This is a genomic window from Jeotgalibacillus sp. 10bf12 (assembly GCF_055597105.1).
Genome location: NZ_CP200276.1, coordinates 3049382 through 3066388 on the forward strand (window position 1 = coordinate 3049382; position 17007 = coordinate 3066388).

19 protein-coding genes are annotated in these 17007 nt (G+C 42.7%); 3 read left to right on the top strand and 16 right to left on the bottom strand.

The window, feature by feature from the left end; all coding sequences use genetic code 11:
* The 6 genes from DH10bf12_RS15875 to DH10bf12_RS15900 form a co-directional block, all read right to left on the bottom strand.
* Positions 1-2385, bottom strand: a complete 2385-nt coding sequence (locus DH10bf12_RS15875; protein ID WP_471736219.1) for a DNA translocase FtsK — start codon at positions 2383-2385, stop codon at positions 1-3.
* Positions 2386-2523: 138 nt separating this feature from the next.
* Positions 2524-3123, bottom strand: coding sequence for a YtpR family tRNA-binding protein (gene ytpR, locus DH10bf12_RS15880; protein ID WP_471736220.1), 600 nt, complete (start codon positions 3121-3123; stop codon positions 2524-2526).
* Positions 3120-3935 carry a DUF1444 domain-containing protein gene (locus tag DH10bf12_RS15885; protein WP_471738255.1) on the bottom strand — a complete coding sequence of 272 codons (816 nt, stop codon included), beginning with the start codon at positions 3933-3935 and terminating at the stop codon, positions 3120-3122. Before DH10bf12_RS15885 ends, ytpR begins: the two co-directional genes overlap by 4 nt.
* Before the next feature lie 401 nt (positions 3936-4336).
* Positions 4337-4657: a thioredoxin family protein gene (locus tag DH10bf12_RS15890; RefSeq protein WP_471736221.1), complete on the bottom strand. Its 321-nt coding sequence runs from the start codon at positions 4655-4657 to the stop codon at positions 4337-4339.
* Positions 4644-5672, bottom strand: coding sequence for a PTS sugar transporter subunit IIC (locus DH10bf12_RS15895; protein WP_471736222.1), 1029 nt, complete (start codon positions 5670-5672; stop codon positions 4644-4646). The genes DH10bf12_RS15890 and DH10bf12_RS15895 overlap by 14 nt, the downstream gene beginning before the upstream one ends.
* A gap of 125 nt (positions 5673-5797) precedes the next feature.
* Positions 5798-6322: a hypothetical protein gene (locus tag DH10bf12_RS15900; RefSeq protein WP_471736223.1), complete on the bottom strand. Its 525-nt coding sequence runs from the start codon at positions 6320-6322 to the stop codon at positions 5798-5800.
* Positions 6323-6466: 144 nt separating this feature from the next.
* Between DH10bf12_RS15900 and DH10bf12_RS15905 the strand changes: the two genes are divergently transcribed.
* Positions 6467-6913, top strand: a complete 447-nt coding sequence (locus DH10bf12_RS15905; protein WP_471736224.1) for a YtoQ family protein — start codon at positions 6467-6469, stop codon at positions 6911-6913.
* A gap of 32 nt (positions 6914-6945) precedes the next feature.
* On the opposite strand, the gene DH10bf12_RS15910 is transcribed toward DH10bf12_RS15905, so the two are convergent.
* A complete protein-coding gene (locus DH10bf12_RS15910; protein WP_471736225.1) occupies positions 6946-7455 on the bottom strand; it encodes a DUF84 family protein in 510 nt (169 codons plus the stop codon).
* A 2-nt stretch (positions 7456-7457) separates the two neighbouring features.
* The gene (locus DH10bf12_RS15915; protein ID WP_471736226.1) at positions 7458-8531 is read right to left on the bottom strand and encodes a M42 family metallopeptidase; all 1074 of its coding nucleotides are present in this window, start codon (positions 8529-8531) and stop codon (positions 7458-7460) included.
* Positions 8532-8696: 165 nt separating this feature from the next.
* Here DH10bf12_RS15915 and DH10bf12_RS15920 point away from each other — a divergent pair, with 165 nt between their 5' ends.
* Entirely contained in the window at positions 8697-9014 is a 318-nt protein-coding gene (locus DH10bf12_RS15920; RefSeq protein ID WP_471736227.1) for a hypothetical protein, read from the top strand.
* A gap of 225 nt (positions 9015-9239) precedes the next feature.
* Here DH10bf12_RS15920 and DH10bf12_RS15925 read toward each other — a convergent pair whose 3' ends face one another.
* From DH10bf12_RS15925 to thpR, 6 genes are all read right to left on the bottom strand, one after another.
* The gene (locus DH10bf12_RS15925) at positions 9240-10094 is read right to left on the bottom strand and encodes a YtnP family quorum-quenching lactonase (protein ID WP_471736228.1); all 855 of its coding nucleotides are present in this window, start codon (positions 10092-10094) and stop codon (positions 9240-9242) included.
* 279 nt (positions 10095-10373) lie between these two features.
* Complete coding sequence (gene trmB / locus DH10bf12_RS15930) at positions 10374-11015, bottom strand: tRNA (guanosine(46)-N7)-methyltransferase TrmB (protein ID WP_471736229.1); 642 nt, start codon at positions 11013-11015, stop codon at positions 10374-10376.
* Between the two features lie 152 nt (positions 11016-11167).
* Entirely contained in the window at positions 11168-11962 is a 795-nt protein-coding gene (locus DH10bf12_RS15935; RefSeq protein ID WP_471736230.1) for a phosphotransferase, read from the bottom strand.
* Positions 11963-12067: 105 nt separating this feature from the next.
* Positions 12068-13006, bottom strand: coding sequence for a diacylglycerol/lipid kinase family protein (locus DH10bf12_RS15940; protein WP_471736231.1), 939 nt, complete (start codon positions 13004-13006; stop codon positions 12068-12070).
* Positions 13003-13968: an NERD domain-containing protein gene (locus DH10bf12_RS15945; protein ID WP_471736232.1), complete on the bottom strand. Its 966-nt coding sequence runs from the start codon at positions 13966-13968 to the stop codon at positions 13003-13005. The genes DH10bf12_RS15940 and DH10bf12_RS15945 overlap by 4 nt, the downstream gene beginning before the upstream one ends.
* Positions 13952-14524: an RNA 2',3'-cyclic phosphodiesterase gene (thpR, locus tag DH10bf12_RS15950; protein ID WP_471736233.1), complete on the bottom strand. Its 573-nt coding sequence runs from the start codon at positions 14522-14524 to the stop codon at positions 13952-13954. Before thpR ends, DH10bf12_RS15945 begins: the two co-directional genes overlap by 17 nt.
* A gap of 128 nt (positions 14525-14652) precedes the next feature.
* On the opposite strand from thpR, the gene cysK reads away from it, so the two are divergent.
* Positions 14653-15585: a cysteine synthase A gene (gene cysK / locus DH10bf12_RS15955; protein WP_471736234.1), complete on the top strand. Its 933-nt coding sequence runs from the start codon at positions 14653-14655 to the stop codon at positions 15583-15585.
* Between the two features lie 79 nt (positions 15586-15664).
* On the opposite strand, the gene DH10bf12_RS15960 is transcribed toward cysK, so the two are convergent.
* A complete protein-coding gene (locus DH10bf12_RS15960; RefSeq protein ID WP_471736235.1) occupies positions 15665-15952 on the bottom strand; it encodes a hypothetical protein in 288 nt (95 codons plus the stop codon).
* 184 nt (positions 15953-16136) lie between these two features.
* Positions 16137-17006 (bottom strand): D-amino-acid transaminase, encoded by an 870-nt coding sequence (gene dat, locus DH10bf12_RS15965; RefSeq protein ID WP_471736236.1) that lies wholly within the window; start codon positions 17004-17006, stop codon positions 16137-16139.
* Between the last annotated feature and the right edge of the window lies 1 nt (position 17007).

A 17007-nucleotide genomic window follows, 5' to 3' on the forward strand; every position in this document is an offset into this window, starting at 1 on the left:
TTATTTTCCTGATCTCGCCATATCCTGCAGCTCTGACAGATCATCATAAGCCATCAGCACATCGCGCGGTTTACTGCCTTTTGATTCTGAAATCCATCCGTTTTTCTCCATCATATCAATGAGTCGCGCAGCACGATTGTATCCGATTCTGAACTGCCTTTGCAGAAGTGACGTTGAAGCGCCTCCCTGTTCAATGACAAATTCACATGCTTCTGTCAGCAGCTCATCTTCATCTTCCTGAAAATCAACTTTAGCAAGTAACTCTTCCTGCTCAAACAAGTAAGAAGCTTTCCGCTCATTTCTGACATGGTTGGCTACTTCATCAATTTCATCATCAGATACGAATGTTCCCTGCAGTCTGACGGGCTTAGACGCACCATTTTCAAGGAACAGCATGTCTCCCCTGCCCAGCAGGCGCTCAGCACCGGAACTGTCAATGATTGTTCTCGAATCCACCTGAGAGCTCACTGAAAAAGCAATTCTCGTTGGAACGTTGGCTTTGATCAGACCTGTAATGACATCTACAGAAGGCCGCTGCGTTGCGATCAGCAAGTGAATACCGCATGCTCTTGCTTTTTGCGCTATCCGGCAAATCGCTTCCTCTACATCTGCAGGTGCCATCATCATCAGGTCAGCAAGCTCATCAATAACTACAACCAGGTAAGGCAGCTTTTGTGAGTAGTTACCTTCATTTTTAACCTTTTGATTATAACGTTTAATATCTCGTACACCCGCATGTGCAAAGAGCTGATAGCGTCTTTCCATCTCTTCAACGGCCCATTTAAGCGCAGCAGTTGCTGCTTTTACATCAGTAATGACAGGGCTGACAAGATGTGGAATATGATTATAAGGTGCAAGTTCAACCACTTTAGGATCAATCAGCAGCATTTTCACATCGTCTGGTGAAGAATGGTACATCAGACTAATCAAAATAGAGTTAATGCAGACACTTTTACCTGATCCCGTCGCACCTGCGATTAAACCGTGAGGCATCTTACTGATGTCTGTGACAACAGGCTTCCCTTCAATATCCAGTCCAAGGGCAACAGGCAGTGTAGCATCACTGTTTTGGAATGCTTCGTCTGCAAGAATTTCCTTAATCGCAACAGGTCTGCTGTGTGGATTTGGAATTTCAATCCCTACAGCCATTTTGCCTGGTATAGGCGCTTCCATTCTGATATCTCTTGCTGCAAGACCAAGTTTTATATCATCTGTCAGGCTTGTAATTTTACTTACTTTAACTCCTTTTTCCGGGAATAATTCAAAACGCGTGACAGATGGTCCCTGCGTTACATTTTTCACCGTTGCACTCACATTGAAATGAAACAGTGTTTCGTTCAACAGTTCAGCCTGATAATCCAGCCAGTCCTGATCAGGTTCAGCATGCACTGGCGGTGCCAGCAGGTCGAGTGAAGGCTTCATAAAATGTGGCAGATCATCATCAGCGGTTAGCTGTCCTTCCGGCTGATCTTTTATAGCTGGTTCTGATTCTTTTCGATAATCATTATTATATGCTTCATCTGGACGTTTGCGTCTATCCTGCTTCAGCATCATTACGTTGAACGGTACTCTTGCACCTCTTGGCTTTTCCTGAACTGAACGTTCATTTTCAAATGCCGGCTTAACTTCGGGCGCCTCTTCTTCACTTTTTGCATCCGGTGCCTGAACTTCTTCTACATTTGCTTCAACCGGTTCTGTGTAAGCCTCAGCTTGTTCAGCTTGTTCATCTTCTTTTACTATTTCTATTTTAAAGTCCTGCTCTTCTGCTTCAGTTGGCTCTTCACTGTTACCAGCTTTGTGGTCAGGTTCTGCCGCTTTTGCAAATGGCTCAACCTGTATTTCTTCAGTTGTAACAGAGAAATCTTCTTCAGTTTTTTCAGCAATTGGAGAAGAAATGATTTCTTCTGTTTTAGTCGTATCCTGCTCACGTTTTCCAGTTTCCTGATCCTTTTGCTGATCAGCTGCTTTCTCATTTTCAATTGTAGATATTTCAGCTTGCTTTTTTTCTTTTGCAATTTTTCTTTTCAGCTCACTGAAAGATGAGATTTCATATTCTACAGGCTCGGGGTTATGTACAGGCTGTGATTTCTTAGGGCGATCTCTTGGCGACGGAATATCAGTCGGTTTAAAGGGTCCTGCATGAGGGCTCTTTTCAATAATTCTTGATCTTTCTTTTTCAGGATGGACTTCTTTTTTCGGTTCACGTTCTTTTTTATGGGATGATTCATCCGGAATCAGCGGAAATCTGAATTCTCCTTTGGGATATTGATATGACACCTTAGTCTGGAGATCTTTTCTGCCCTCCCGTTTTCTGGGTGAATCTTCTTCTATATAGTCATCCTCCTGCCTTTGAACGAAGGACAAGAGTTTCTGAATCCAGTTCATATACATCACTCTTTCTATTATGTTCTCATTCATTCTAGCAGGTTTTATCCATTTTTCGCTTAGATTAAGCAAAATTGGTCATTTTGGTTTACAGCGTGGAAAAAATCCGCTCTGTTATTTAAACAGAGCGGATTTCTATTACAGGCTGAATGGTGCTCCTGCATGTCCATCTTCTAATACCAGGATTCCTTTTTTCTCAGGTGCGTCTGGCAGACCGAGCTCTTTCGCTGAACAGATCATACCACTCGATGGTACGCCTCTCAGTTCAGCGTCCTTAATCACCATACCACTTGGCATAACAGCGCCAACCTTAGCCACAACAACCTTTTGTCCGGCATCCACATTCGGTGCACCACATACAATCTGCAGGTGTTCTTCCCCAACATTTACCTGACAGATATTCAGCTTATCTGCATTTGGGTGCTTATCCATTTCTTCTACATACCCAATCACAAACTTCGGTGAAAAGTCTGCATCGATCTGATGATCAAAACCGCTTTCCTGAATCATTTGATTCACTTTCCGAAGCTTGTTTTCATCCATTTCTACCGGTCCTTCTGAACGAAATTCCTGCTCCGGCTGACCAAAAACGTTATAGCCGGTTACTTCATTACTTTCACTATTTTTAATCTGCACCACGTTACCCTTTTTCTCAAAAACCTTCTCATGTCGTGGTGTATCCTTTAATTTAACAATCAGTACTTCCCCAACGCCGCTTTCATTGTAAAATACGTTCATTCTTTTGAATCTCCTTTATTTTTACTTTTATTTTTACCTAAGATAAAGACCGGTTCAAGCTCCCCTTCTTCATAAAGGAATGAGAGTGCAGTAATCGGGACATGACCTGCAGCAAAAAATGACATGGCCATCTGTGCAAGCACATCGTACCCCGTTTCGTTTCTCATGTCTCCAATAATCAGTACATCCTGATGCGGGACAGCGATTGTCATCTCACCTTCCATTTTAGCAGATATGTCTTTTAAGAAAGACTCATTCAGGATCCGGCTCGCATCATATCCATCATTAGAGTTCAGAAAATAAAATACATTTCCGGCTACTTCATCTCTCTTCATTTCTGTATCCAGTGAACGCACATTAAACATCGCAATTTCTTTTACCTGTTCTCTTGTCCAGGATTGTTTTTCTAAAAACTGCTCATCAATCATCCGGTACGTATTACCGAGGTCGACCGCATAATATATACGTGTTTCTGCTGTATGCTCATCAAAAACAAATGGAACACCTTCAGAAGATTCACCGGGAAAAGATGTAGAGCGGATCACAGGAAAAATCTGTTTTTCAGCTTCTTCAACAACGGTTTCTTTCCCCATCACAGCTAATGCCTCGTTTATATAATACACAGTTTCTGCGATTGCTTCATCCTTCTTTTCATTCCATTTTCCGACAACACTTGGCAAAGAGACTTCTATCCCTTTTTTTGTGTCAGCATTTTCTACGCGAAGCTGATCTTTTTCACGGTTATAGCGGATATTGCGACCGGGTTGTTCGAGCTTCTCTGTCAAAATCTTTTTCATTTTAATTGAGTCCATTTTCTCAGCCATGGTACCCCTCCTAAATTTTAATTGGCTTTGTTAAAAATGGCTGTGATTTCCGCTCCAGGGGGACGCTTTCCGCGGCCGGGCGGTGAGCCCGCAGGCTTCGCCATGCTCGGTCTCACACGTCCCTTCCTGCCGCAGGAGTCGCCCCCTTACGCTACAATCCCTGCTGTGCAGAAACTAAAATAACCTTTAACAAAGCTTATGAATTAAAAGTAGTTAATGAATATGCCAGATGATTTATCCTTCAGTCATCTGTTATTCAAACTTAATTAATCAAGTTTTATAGTAAATTTTATTGTAGAAATCCTTTATTTTTTCTCCGCATATCATTGTACACGAAAACAACCCGGTCCTAAAGCAATTCACTTTAGAAGCCGGGTTGTGAGAATGGATTATGAGGCTTTCAATCCGTCGATGAACTGTTCGATTTCTTCCTGTGTCTTGCGGTCTTTGCTGACAAATCTTCCTGTTTCCGTTCCATTTTCAAATGCAACAAAGCTTGGAATACCAAATATGCTTAGATCAGCACAGATATCAATAAACTCATCGCGATCAACATAAATGAACTGATAATCAGGATACTTACTTTCAACTTCCGGTAAAATTGGTTCAATCACTCTGCAATCCGGACACCAGTCTGCTGAAAACATAAAGATGTGCTTTCCACTGTTTTTCATTTCGTTAAACTGTTCAATTGATTCAAGCTTTTTCATTTTTAATTCCTCCTGTAGCAATTCTCATCTGGCCGGGCTTAATCATCCCTGCCTTTAGCATGTAATGAGATAGTAACAGGCTGATCACTGCCGGTCCAATAATATGCAACAATCCGACTTTTAATAATACATCCATTGTAAAGCCCATTGTATCAAATGTCATAATCTGTCCGACAAAACCGCTGGTTCCCATACCTGCCCCTGATGCGTTATTCTCCATTTGAAACCAGATGGTCCCGATCGGTGCAAGGAGAACCCCTGCTACTGTTGGCGGAATCAGGATAAGTGGATTTCTGACGATATTAGGAACCTGAAGCATTGATGTTCCAATTGCCTGCGCAAGTGACCCTCCCAACTTATTATCCCGATAACTTGCCACTGCGAACCCAATCATCTGTGCACTGCATCCGATTGCTGCTGCTCCAGCTGCCAGCCCGTCCAGCTCAAGCATAAGTGCAATCGCTGCACTTGAAATCGGGGCAGTAAGCGCAAGTCCCATTAGTCCTGCTACAAGCATACCCATCACAAGCGGACGCTGTTCAGTTGCCCAACCGATTGTTTCTCCGGTTGCCTGCATGAATGATTGTATCTCAGGGCCAACCAGTGCGGAAATACCGTACCCTGCTGCAATTGTGACAAATGGTGTCACAATAATATCAATTTTAGTGGACCCACTGACCAGTTTCCCGATTTCAGTTGAGAATACTGCTGCAACATAAGCCCCCGCAGGACCTCCAAGCGCATAACCTGCTGCTCCGGTGATGACCCCGGCAAACAAGACAAGCGGCGGTGCTTTTAAACCGTATGCTACTGCTGCTCCAATTGCCGGTCCGGCAAGTCCCATTGCCAGCACACCCATTTCTGTTAAAAATGAGACACCAAGTTCATTGCCTGCAGTCTGCATAATCAGACCAATAATTAATGAGCTGAATAAACCAAGGGCCATAAAGCTTAATCCATCAATTAAGTAAGTTTTAAAAGAAATATGTATGCCTTTTTTCTTCAAAAATCCCATGCTGTCCTCTCCTTCCTATAACAGTGTAATGACAAGTGTAAATGTTGTAAAGTTTATTCAGCTCATTAATTGGTGAATTTAAGAAACACAATATAAGCTGAATTCCATAAAAAAAACCCGAAAGATTACTCTTCCGGGTTTTCCTGGGTCCATTCTGTTGATCTGACTGTCTCCATCATCCATTTTGCATTACTGCTGATGTCCTCAAGATTAGTGACTGTAGTCATTTTTGCATAATCCATGCCTGTCGTCAGCTCATAGCTTTCTTCATCAACCTGTCTAAGCAGTACATAGCCGAATCGGTCTTTTTCTTCAAACGTCTCATTGACGAGCCACTCTTCTCCAGCAGCTTCAGTCATTGTATAAATGACATCATTACCTGCTTCTTCATTTAAATGATGAAAAAGCACAAATGTCTCATTGCTTTTTTCGATTACTGCGTTGTGATCAGACGTTTCAGCGATTTCGGCGTTATAAGGAAGGTGAACTTCCAGGTCATCTAATTCAGTATTCGGTCTTTCTGCTTCATCAAGGAAAATCTCTTCGACTTCCTCTAATGATTTTTCTCTTTCCTGCTCTATAGTTGTATTACAAGCTGTAAGTACAGCGGACGTGAAAATAATAAATAAAACAAATAGATGTTTCTTCAATGTTTTTCCTCCTTTTGAACACGTTCGCTACCCATCATACTAATTGACTGACATTTTGACAACCCTTTGAAGCGGCAAATTATTTCCAGCCGGATTTCAGCCATGTTATACTCTATCTATTACATATTACAGAGGAGCGATTTGATGGAACTGACAATTTACCTTGCAGGAGAAATTCACAGCGACTGGCGAGCACAGTTAAAGGACCAGGCTGAATCACTTCCATATAAGCTTCATTTTACCGGACCAATGGAAAACCACAGCCGATCTGACGATATCGGAGAAGAAATTCTGGGTGAGCAGCCAAATGCCATTTTCAAGGATGATGCTGCATCTGCTTTTAATAATTTGCGTACGCAGGTACTTCTCCAGAAATCAGATTTGGTCATTGCTTTATTCGGCGAACAGTATAAGCAGTGGAATACAGCGATGGATGCTTCTGCAGCACTGACAATGAATAAACCGCTCATTCTGGTCAGACCTGAAAAACTGCATCACGCACTAAAAGAACTTTCAAGAAAAGCAACGGTTACAGTTGAAACGCCGGACCAGGCGTTGAAAGCAGTATCATATATTTTTGAAACTGAGTAAGAAAAAAGGGATCGCCTGAACGATCCCTTTTTCTATTTATTCTTTTTGTATTCCCACTGACCAATCAGGAGTTCAACAATATGCTCAAACATTTGTGCCCTCGTGATCCTGCCGTTTGTAAAAAAACCGACTGCACCATCGTTCTGTCTGATGTTTTTCTGTCTGCTGAACGCTTCCATCAGAGGTCCAAGTTCATGACCTTCACGAAGCCGCTCTGCAAGCTCTTCAGGCAGCCTGAAACTCGCTCCGGATGCTGTAAATGGTTCTTTAAAACCAGGGACGACTAATGCACCCCAGTTACATATATACAGCCCATCAGACATCTCAGCTACGCCACCCTCCAGACCAATACCGGCTGCTTCCGGAAAAAAGGAAGCGGCATTGACCGCACGATTGATCGCACCCTGCTTTGTTTCTTCATGACCAAAAGGCTGATCATTCACACCTGATACTGTTTTAAACCCTTTTACTTCACCAAAGGTCCAGCAGTTTTCAGCCGCTTGGACCTTTGCCTGATTTTTTGTACCTACTGCCAGATTCACGATTATGACCCCTGTCTGATTGTCTCAACAGTGGATTTATCACATGATTTAACGAGCTTCACGAGCAATTCTTTTGCTGCTGCATAGTCATCAATATGAATCATTGAAGCAGATGTATGAATGTATCTTGAGCAGATCCCGACAACCGCACTCGGCACACCTTCATTGGAAATATGAACGCGTCCTGCATCTGTACCGCCTGCTGACACAAAATACTGATATGGAATGTTATTTGTCTCAGCTGTATCGAGCACAAATTCTCTCATACCCCGGTGAGTAACCATGCTACGGTCAAGAATACGCAGAAGGGTCCCTTTACCTAGCTGACCAAATTCATTTTTATCACCTGTCATGTCGTTTGCAGGACTCGCATCCATTGCAAAGAAAATATCAGGTTTGATCAGATTAGCGGCAGTCTGAGCGCCTCTTAAACCAACTTCCTCCTGAACCGTCGCCCCACTGTAAAGCGTATTTGGCAGTGAATCGTTTTGAAGCTCTTTAAGCAGTTCGATTGAAATTCCGCAGCCATAGCGGTTATCCCATGCTTTTGCAAGAATCTTTTTCTTGTTTTCCATTGGCGTAAATGGGCAAACAGGAACGATTTGCTGACCAGGAACAATGCCCATTGATTCAGCATCTGCTTTATCATCCGCACCAACATCAATTAGCATATTTTTAATATCCATCGGCTTCGCACGCTTTTCTTCACTTAAAAGGTGAGGCGGAATTGACCCGATCACACCTGTAATCTTTTTATTGTTCGTTATGATGTCAACACGCTGTGCAAGCAGCACCTGGCTCCACCATCCGCCCAGTGTCTGAAAACGGATCATGCCGTTATCCGTAATACCTGTTACCATAAAGCCGACTTCATCCATGTGGCCTGCTGCCATCACTACAGGACCATCTTCGGGACCCTTTTTCAAACCGAATATACTGCCAAGTCCATCCTGTACAATTTCATCTGAGTATTTTGAGAGCTCCTGCTTCATTAATTTTCTGATCGCATGTTCATTACCCGGTGCCCCAGGCAGTTCTGTTAATTGCTTAAATAATGCAAGTGTATCCTGATTCATTATGTATACTTCCTTTCGTAATTGCATTCCATTCTATTTTACAGAACTTTCTTTCAGCTTTCCACTTGGAGTGATGAAATTGGAAGAACCTGCTCTTTTTTTAAGTGCATAGAAGGTGTGAATCCGCTATACTGAATGTTAGTTGAATATCCGGAGGTGAAACATATGAATTGGAAAGATGCAGCACTTGGTGCAGCAGTAGGCTTAGCAGCCGGGGTTGCCATTAGCCAGAGTGCAAATGCAGTACAATCAAATCAGGTTTCTGCTGAAAAGGTGCTTCAGAACGTGAAAGATCAGTTTAAGCAGGATGGACCGATTGATGGTTCATGGATCCAGATGAATCCAGAAGAGCATCAGGTACTGGCAGTGAAAAACAAAGTATATCGTGGAGGCATTTCGCGCCACCACGGCAGTGAACTTGAACAATTCGAATTTATTGCTGATGCGAAAACCGGCACAGTGATGGATGTGTATAAGATATAATAGTAAAGGCTGAGCTGATCACAGGAATGTGGTTGTGCTCAGCTTTTTTTAAAATCGTTCCGCTACGCTTCAGGCGGACGCTTTCCGGACGGTTGTTGCTGAGCCTCCTCGGCGCAAGCGCCTGTGGGGTCTCAGCTTCCAACTATTCGTCCTGGAGTCACCGCCTTTAACTCCGCTGCACTGAGATTTAATTCTTGATTTGAATTGGTTCCTTAAACTTCACAATCAATCCGTAAAAGGCGTTCTTTTCAGTTCACCGGTTACTTCTTTGCCCGTTTCGTTCCATTTAATCATGCGGACCTGTGCGTCGTGGTAGAAGCTGAACCACCAGCCGTTATTGAGTCCGTCTTTCACCCATTTTTCTTTCGCAAATACAGATGTCATCGGGTAATCATCGTAAGCGAGCACCCAGAGCGGATTCTGATGGGCATGTGTCGGCATCAGGTCTGCCATGTGCAGAACCACTTCACCATTCTGCTCCATTTTTACAATACAGTGTCCATTACTATGACCGCCGGTATGAATCATCGTTAAACCGGGCAATACTTCCAGTTCCTCTGAAAAAGTTTTTACTTGATCCTGCACAGCTATCCAGTTTTCTTTCCAGTATGTATTTTTCGATCTGATATTCGGATTTCTGATTTCATTCCATTCTGTTTCACTCGCATAGATCGTTGCATTCGGAAACACGGATTTCATTTCTTCCCCATCTGGAGCCGTTAAACCGCCGATATGATCAAAATGCATGTGGGTCATGACGACTGTATCAATATCTTCAACTGTCAGGTTCAGTTCGCTGAGCGAGCGTTCGATCGATGCTTCGCGTGTGATACCGTAATTCCGCTTCTTTTTCTCATCATATTTCCCGGCTCCTACACCGGCATCAATCAGAATATTTCTATCTTCTGTTCTGACAAGCAGTGGTTCTGTGACCAGTTCAATCTGATTTTTTTCATTCACAGGGTATTTTTTTGACCAGAGCGGTTTTGGCACGACTCCGAACATTGCGCCGCCATCCATATTTGTGATGCCGCCGTCAAGCCAGTAAAGTTCCCAATCACCAAATTTAAATGAATCCATTTCAATCGCCTCCTTATGTATACGCTTACATATTATCACAGAAGGAATTGATTTGCTAAAGAAGGATTGAGGGCTAGAGTTATTTTAGTGGCAGATGTATGTGTTTGTGCTGGAGTTGTATGTATTTTTACCGGAGTTGTCGCGATACACCCGGCAGCTTTCTGCTATCTCCTGCGGACATGTATCTCTTCTCCCTCAGACTTGTTCTGATCAATCCCTAACTCATTCTGGAATCAAAAAATCCATTCTCCCTGTTATACAGAAAGAATGGATTCGACATTATTGATAACGCACTTCGCAGCGATAAATCGGCTGTCCCATTGAAGAAAACTTTTCCTCATATTCAGTCATGATATTTCCTTCGTAGTCGCTTTTGTGAAGGTCAAGACTCACATAGGTTAACAGCAGTCCATAAGCTGAGAAACTTTGGAGTGAATACTCAAACAGTCCTCTGTTATCTGTTTTGAAATGGATCTCACCATTTGCAGGTAGCACGGTTTTATAGAGATCCAAAAACTTTTTAAATGTCAGGCGGCGCTTTTCATGTCTGTTTTTTGGCCAGGGATCTGAGAAGTTAAGATAGACGCGGTCCACTTCCCCTTTTTCAAATACATCACCTAGAATTTCAGCATTAATCGTCAGCAGCCTAACGTTTGGAAGTTCTGCTTCAATCATCAGGTCCAGCGCTGAAATTGCAATACTTTCAGACAGCTCAATCGCGATGTAATTCACATCAGGATGCATTTTCGCCATTTCAGTAATGAATCTGCCTTTACCTGAACCTACTTCAATGTGCAGTTCGTTGTTGTTGCCGAATACTTCAGGTTTCCAGTTACCTTTATGCGATGCGGGTTCTGCAGGTACGTATTGTGGATGGTCTTTCAAATGATCTTCAGCCCACGGTTTATTTCTTGCTCTCATTTCAGTAAGCTCCTTTATTCAGTTATGTCCTTTTACAATCGTTTTTTAATATACACATACCTATTAATCTAGCTTTAAAACTTCTGGGTATAACTAATATTTCAAAGCAAAAATAGCCTGTACTCTTCTGTTGTTGCCAGAAAAGAATCAGGCTACTTCGGGTTTTGTTTCTTTTGGGTGCGCTGGAGGAAGTTCATCCACTTTGTCACATCATGCAGGCGGCCTTTGTCTTTTTGCCACTGCAGCATCACGAGTGCCTGACAGACGACATACCATTTCATACGCAGCCTGAAATCGTCATTCAGCTCTTCACCGTAGTGAGACATCCAGCTGCTCCATTCCTGCTCAGGCACGTACCAATATAAAAGCATACCTACATCAACTGCAGGATCTGCGAGCATTGCGCCGTCCCAGTCTATTAAAAATAATTCATTCACATCTGATAAAAGCCAGTTATTATGATTCACATCTCCGTGGCAGACGACATAGCTTTCCGCCGAAATGTCATCAAGATGATAACGTAAAAAAGAGAGTGCTTCTCTTACAGGCGGCAGATACTTGAGGTCAGTATCGAGCGTATCGGCTACTTCTTCATACATAAGAGAAGGGTCGTATGGTTCTTTTCCCAGTCTTTGCAGCATAGAAGTTAATGGCCTGGAGCTATGAATTTTTTTCAGCATTTTCGCGATTCGGGGACCGTTCATTTCATCGGCATGAAGCTCACGACCATTCAGCCAGTGCTGTGCTGTAATGACATCACCGTTTTCAAGCCGTTTCGTCCACTTTAACCTTGGCACAATCCCTTCTGCTGACAGTACAGCTAAAAAAGGTGATGAGTTGCGCTTAAGAAAAAGCTTCTGTTCATGATATCTTGCAAAAAAGGCTTCACCTGAAGCGCCTCCTGCAGATATGATCTCCCAGTCCTGGTCATCAAATAAATGTTCCAATTCATTCACCTTCTATAGCGGAGTGGTTTAAGATCTATATTCATAGAATAGAAAAAGATAGCAGCTAGACAAAGCGCTATCCTTTTAAAATATTATCGTTTTTCCCTATGATTCGTCAAGAGCCAACTTAGATACAGTCCGGATTGCACGGGGTGTAACGGACGCTTTTGCCATATGACCGGCTTGCAGCAGCCCATTGTCTTCGCCGTCAGCATGCACTCTGACATCCCTTGCTGCCCGAAAAGTGACTTCATTTGTCCTAATCAGACTGACTTCTTTAAATCTTGTATGGGTCCCTCTGAACACGCTGACAAATACAAGCAGGAATTTGATACGGGACAGCCCGTGCACAACTGTAATATCAAGTTTTCCATCTTTTCTGTCTGCCAATGGTGCAATGATCATGCCTCCGCCAAAATATGGCTGGTTTGAAATAGTCATAAACCATACCCGGTCGAATCTGTATGACTGTTCATTCGCTGTCAGTTCAAGAGTGTAAGGTTTGAAGGTCATCAGCTGACGCACCAGAAAAACAACATAGACAATTTTCCCGATTGATAGTTTATTTAAGAATTTTTTTATTTTTGACTGATTGGCAGAGAAGGCGACTTCAGCATCAAATCCCATTCCCATATTGCTGACAGCAGTTCTGATTGCATTCATTTCATAGCTGATCACATCATGCTCCTCAATGAGTGCGTGATCCAATGATTCAGGAAGCTGCTCATCCAGCCTAAAGCCTCCAAAATACCTTGCAAAATCATTCCCTGATCCTGTAGGAACTGATACAAATACAGCGTACGGGTGACCGGCAGCACCGTTTATCGCCTCATGCATTGTGCCGTCACCGCCTGATATGATAAAGTACACTTTCTCTAAGGGGTTACATTCGCACCATTCTCTAATTCTATTTTCAGCATCATGCTTTGAAGTTGTGATCCACACTTCAATACCGGCTTTTTTTAATACAGGAAGGACAGCTGATAATTGCAGCTGATCAATCCCTTTTCCTGCATTTGGGTTAAAGACTGCAATTTTTTTCATTCTTCTATGTTCTGGACGTCTTCATTCCACTGCATGCGCCCAACTGAAGTCGTTTGTGAATAGTCAATCACTGCACGCGCTGCTTTCATCTGCATATGTTTGAATGGTGAGGACATATTCCGCTGCTGCTGATGCCACTTTTCAATATTTCTTTTGTCAATGACTTTATAACCATATGGGATATCAGGAAAATCCACATAACCGGTTCTTGTCAATACAGCTTTATGAATCGTAAAATTTACATCATTCTTATCAAAAATCTGCTGAACAATAGATGCTGTCCGGTCAAGAGATATGAGCGGATTCAACAGCGTATGCTCGTTCTCTCCCTGTTTTACCCTCCAGAAGCGTTCAGTAGAACCGACAAAAACAGTCCCTTCCCCTTCTTCAAGCAAGGAAATACACCATAATCCTGTCGGTGTAAAAAGAAGGACCTCAAGTTCTACAGGTGCTTTCTTTAGCAGCAGGATCGGCTCATACATTAATAAAAAGGTATCCGGAAAGCGCTGAAGGAAAAACTTTAAATGGTCATCGCGCTGATACTTCGGATCCACATATGACTTTTCTGTCAGCGTTGAGCTTGCCCATTTCAGCTGGAACTGCAGCAGCTGATCAAGATAAAGATGCTTCAGATCATCAAGGGTTTCAGGCTTATAATAGACAGACGGCTCAAACGATAATTCATCCGTTTCCTCTTCTCCAGACCGCTCTTCAGGCTCTTCAGGCTCCTCATGCTGCTTCACCAGTATTTTTTTAAAACGCTTCAGAAGACCATCTTTTCCTTCGACCTCTTCTTTAAAACGCTCAATTTCCTCTTCATTTAAAAAAATGCCGCCATCTTCCCATTGCTGTCTGATTTTCGTCCACTGCTGTTTTTTCAGCCTGACGTATTGTGATGGGTAGCGGATCATGTCTTTCTCATAACGTGACACATAATCCTGCAGCTTAATCAGCTGTGCCATATTTTTCACCGCTTTCTTTTAACTTAAAGGATTGATAGACCTTGTACATCGGCGCTTCGCCGGGATAAATCTCATATATTGTAACCTCTTGTATCGTATCAGTAATTGGATTAATCCGACCTTTATAAACCGGGTCCAGGTGCTGCCCGCTCTTCCACTTCTTTGCAAGCGTGGCGTGAGGGCGGAATGGTCTGTTTTCAGCCTGATTGATCAGCCTGACTGCATCCTGCACCTGACTATATAAAACCGTCAGTTCATCTGAATCATCAGGCCCCGCCCACCAGACTCTTGGTGACGCATCAGGTCCGAATGTATCGACCCGACTGAATGTTAATGGAAACGTGCTGCACGCTTTTATTTTTTTATCGAGCGCTTCAGAGACAATGTGAAGCTGACCTTCAGATACAGCACCCAGAAATGACAGCGTTACGTGCAGATCAGCCTGGTGTGGTATTTTCTTAAACCAGTTTTCATTTAAATATGACTGGCGAACGTTATGTAATGCTTCTTTTGCCTGATCAGATAATGCACATGCAATGAAATAATGGTTCTCCATGACAGACCTCCATCATTTGGTATTGGCTTCATTATAACGTTTTTTAACCGTCTGGACAGTCTAAATTGAATCCTTGCGGGTGAAAAGGTAGAATGAAAACACGTAACTGTCTTGAAAGGATGATAATCATGAAAGTTGTTAATAACATTGCAGAACTGATTGGAGATACACCCTTTGTTAAATTAAACCGTCTGCAGCCTGAAAAAGGTGCTGCAGTTTACGCAAAGCTTGAATATTATAATCCGAGTAAAAGTGTTAAAGACCGTGCAGCATATAATATGATTATAGAAGCTGAAAAAGCAGGTTACCTTAAAGCAGGCTCAACGATCATTGAGCCCACGAGCGGAAATACAGGGATTGGCATTGCAATGAATGCATCAGCAAGAGGATACCGTTCAATTCTCGTCATGCCTGATACGATGACAGCAGAGAGAATTAATCTTCTAAAAGCATATGGCGCTGAAGTTGTCTTAACACCGGGTGATGAAAAAATGCCAGGCGCTATAAAGAAGGCAAATGAACTGTCAAAAGAAATTGAAGGCAGCTTTGTACCGATGCAGTTTGAAAACTTTGCAAATCCTGATGCGCATAGAAAATCAACTGCACTTGAAATTATTCAGGCAGCTGATCAGCTTGGCATGCCGCTGAGTGCATTTGTTGCTACAGCAGGGACTGGCGGCACGATAACAGGCACCGGTGAAGTATTAAAAGAAAAGTATAAAGATCTTCAGGTGCATGTCGTTGAGCCTGCAGGGTCTCCTGTACTGTCAGGCGGCAAACCAGGCAAGCATAAGCTTGTAGGGACAAGCCCGGGCTTTATTCCTGATATATTAAATCAGGATGTGTATGACAAAATTCATAAAATTGAAGATGAGCAGGCGTACGATATCACAAGACGTCTGGCGCGCGAGGAAGGTATTCTTGTAGGACCATCTTCTGGTGCGGCCTGCTATGCAGCGATAGAAGTGGCAAAGACGCTGCCTGAGGATTCATTTGTGGTATTTATTGCGTGTGATACAGGTGAGAGATATCTGTCGAGCGATGTTTTCAGGTACGACTAAGTTTTGTTTTAATAACGCTGATCAAAAAGACTTCCGGCTACCCGGAAGTCTTTTTTGCTGTTTATGTATAATCAGTAAGTCAGGAGAAATTCGCTCCAAACCAGAGAAAGAACGCAATGATCACCGTGTTGATGACAGTTAAAATCAAGGCGATCACCGCAATACCCTTTCTTTCACTTCTGCGGGTAAAAGTTATAAAGGCAAAACCAATGGAAGCAATGGCTGTAATGATAAGAAATACAATGATAAATAAACCAACCCGCTCTGAAGTAGCGATTGCAATGGGGTCCAGAAGAAACATAGCCAGCGAAGTCAGTAAACTTAATAGTAAAAAAGTAAAACTTCTCCATGAATAAGTTTTTTGCAATTCATTCCCTCCTTTATCATGAAAGTGAATCGTCACTATCAAGTTAACTACTACAGCTTACCATAAACTTTTATCATTGGAATTAATTACCTTGAATCATTAAAAAAACAGCTTCAATTTCAACATGTGAAATTGAAGCTGTTTAATCTTAGACGTGTGAACACACTAATCAAGATGGTTGAGCTTATAAAGTAATCGTCTCTGCCAATGTACCGCACTGATTTTCAACTGCTTCTTCGAATGCTTCCTGCAGCTTGCGCGTCCAGGTGCCTGGTGTGCCGCCAGCGATTTGCTGATCGTTCACTAATGTCAGCGGCATAACCTCTGCAGTCGTACTTGCCATAAATACTTCTTCAGCATTGTATAACTCTTCAAGTGTGAATGCTTTTTCTTCTACATTCAAACCAATATTTGCACAATGCTTAATAATTTCACGGCGTGTGATGCCGTTTAGGATCAGGTTCGTTGCCGGATGTGTGTACATTGTATCGTTAGAAATAATAAAAACGTTTGATGAAGACCCTTCTGTTACTGTCTCATCCCTGTGCAGAATTGCTTCAAAGCCGCCTTTAGAGACTGCTTCCTGTTTTGCAAGCAGGTTCCCGAGTAAGTTCAGGCTTTTAATATCACATCGAAGCCATCTCACATCCGGTGTAGTGATCGCTTTTACCCCTGCGCTCATGTCATTAACAGGACGTGCTACTTCTTTTGTATAAGCAGTCAATACTGCATTTTGTTCTTCAGGGAAATGATGCTGTCTTGATGATGCGCCTCTTGTTACCTGCAGATAAATAATACCTGTATCGAGGTTGTTGTCAGTCATCAGCTTTTCAAGTCGTGCTGTTAATTCCTCCAGTGTGAAAGGCAGCGTAAGAAAGATTTTTTCAGCTGATTCGAACAGTCTTGTCAGGTGCTCTTCAGCTGTAAACATTTTACCCCCGTATACTCTGACTACTTCATATACACCATCACCAAACTGGTATCCGCGATCCTCGATATCCACTGTACCGTTCACACGGTCTAAAAACTGATCATTTACAAGAATAGTACCCATA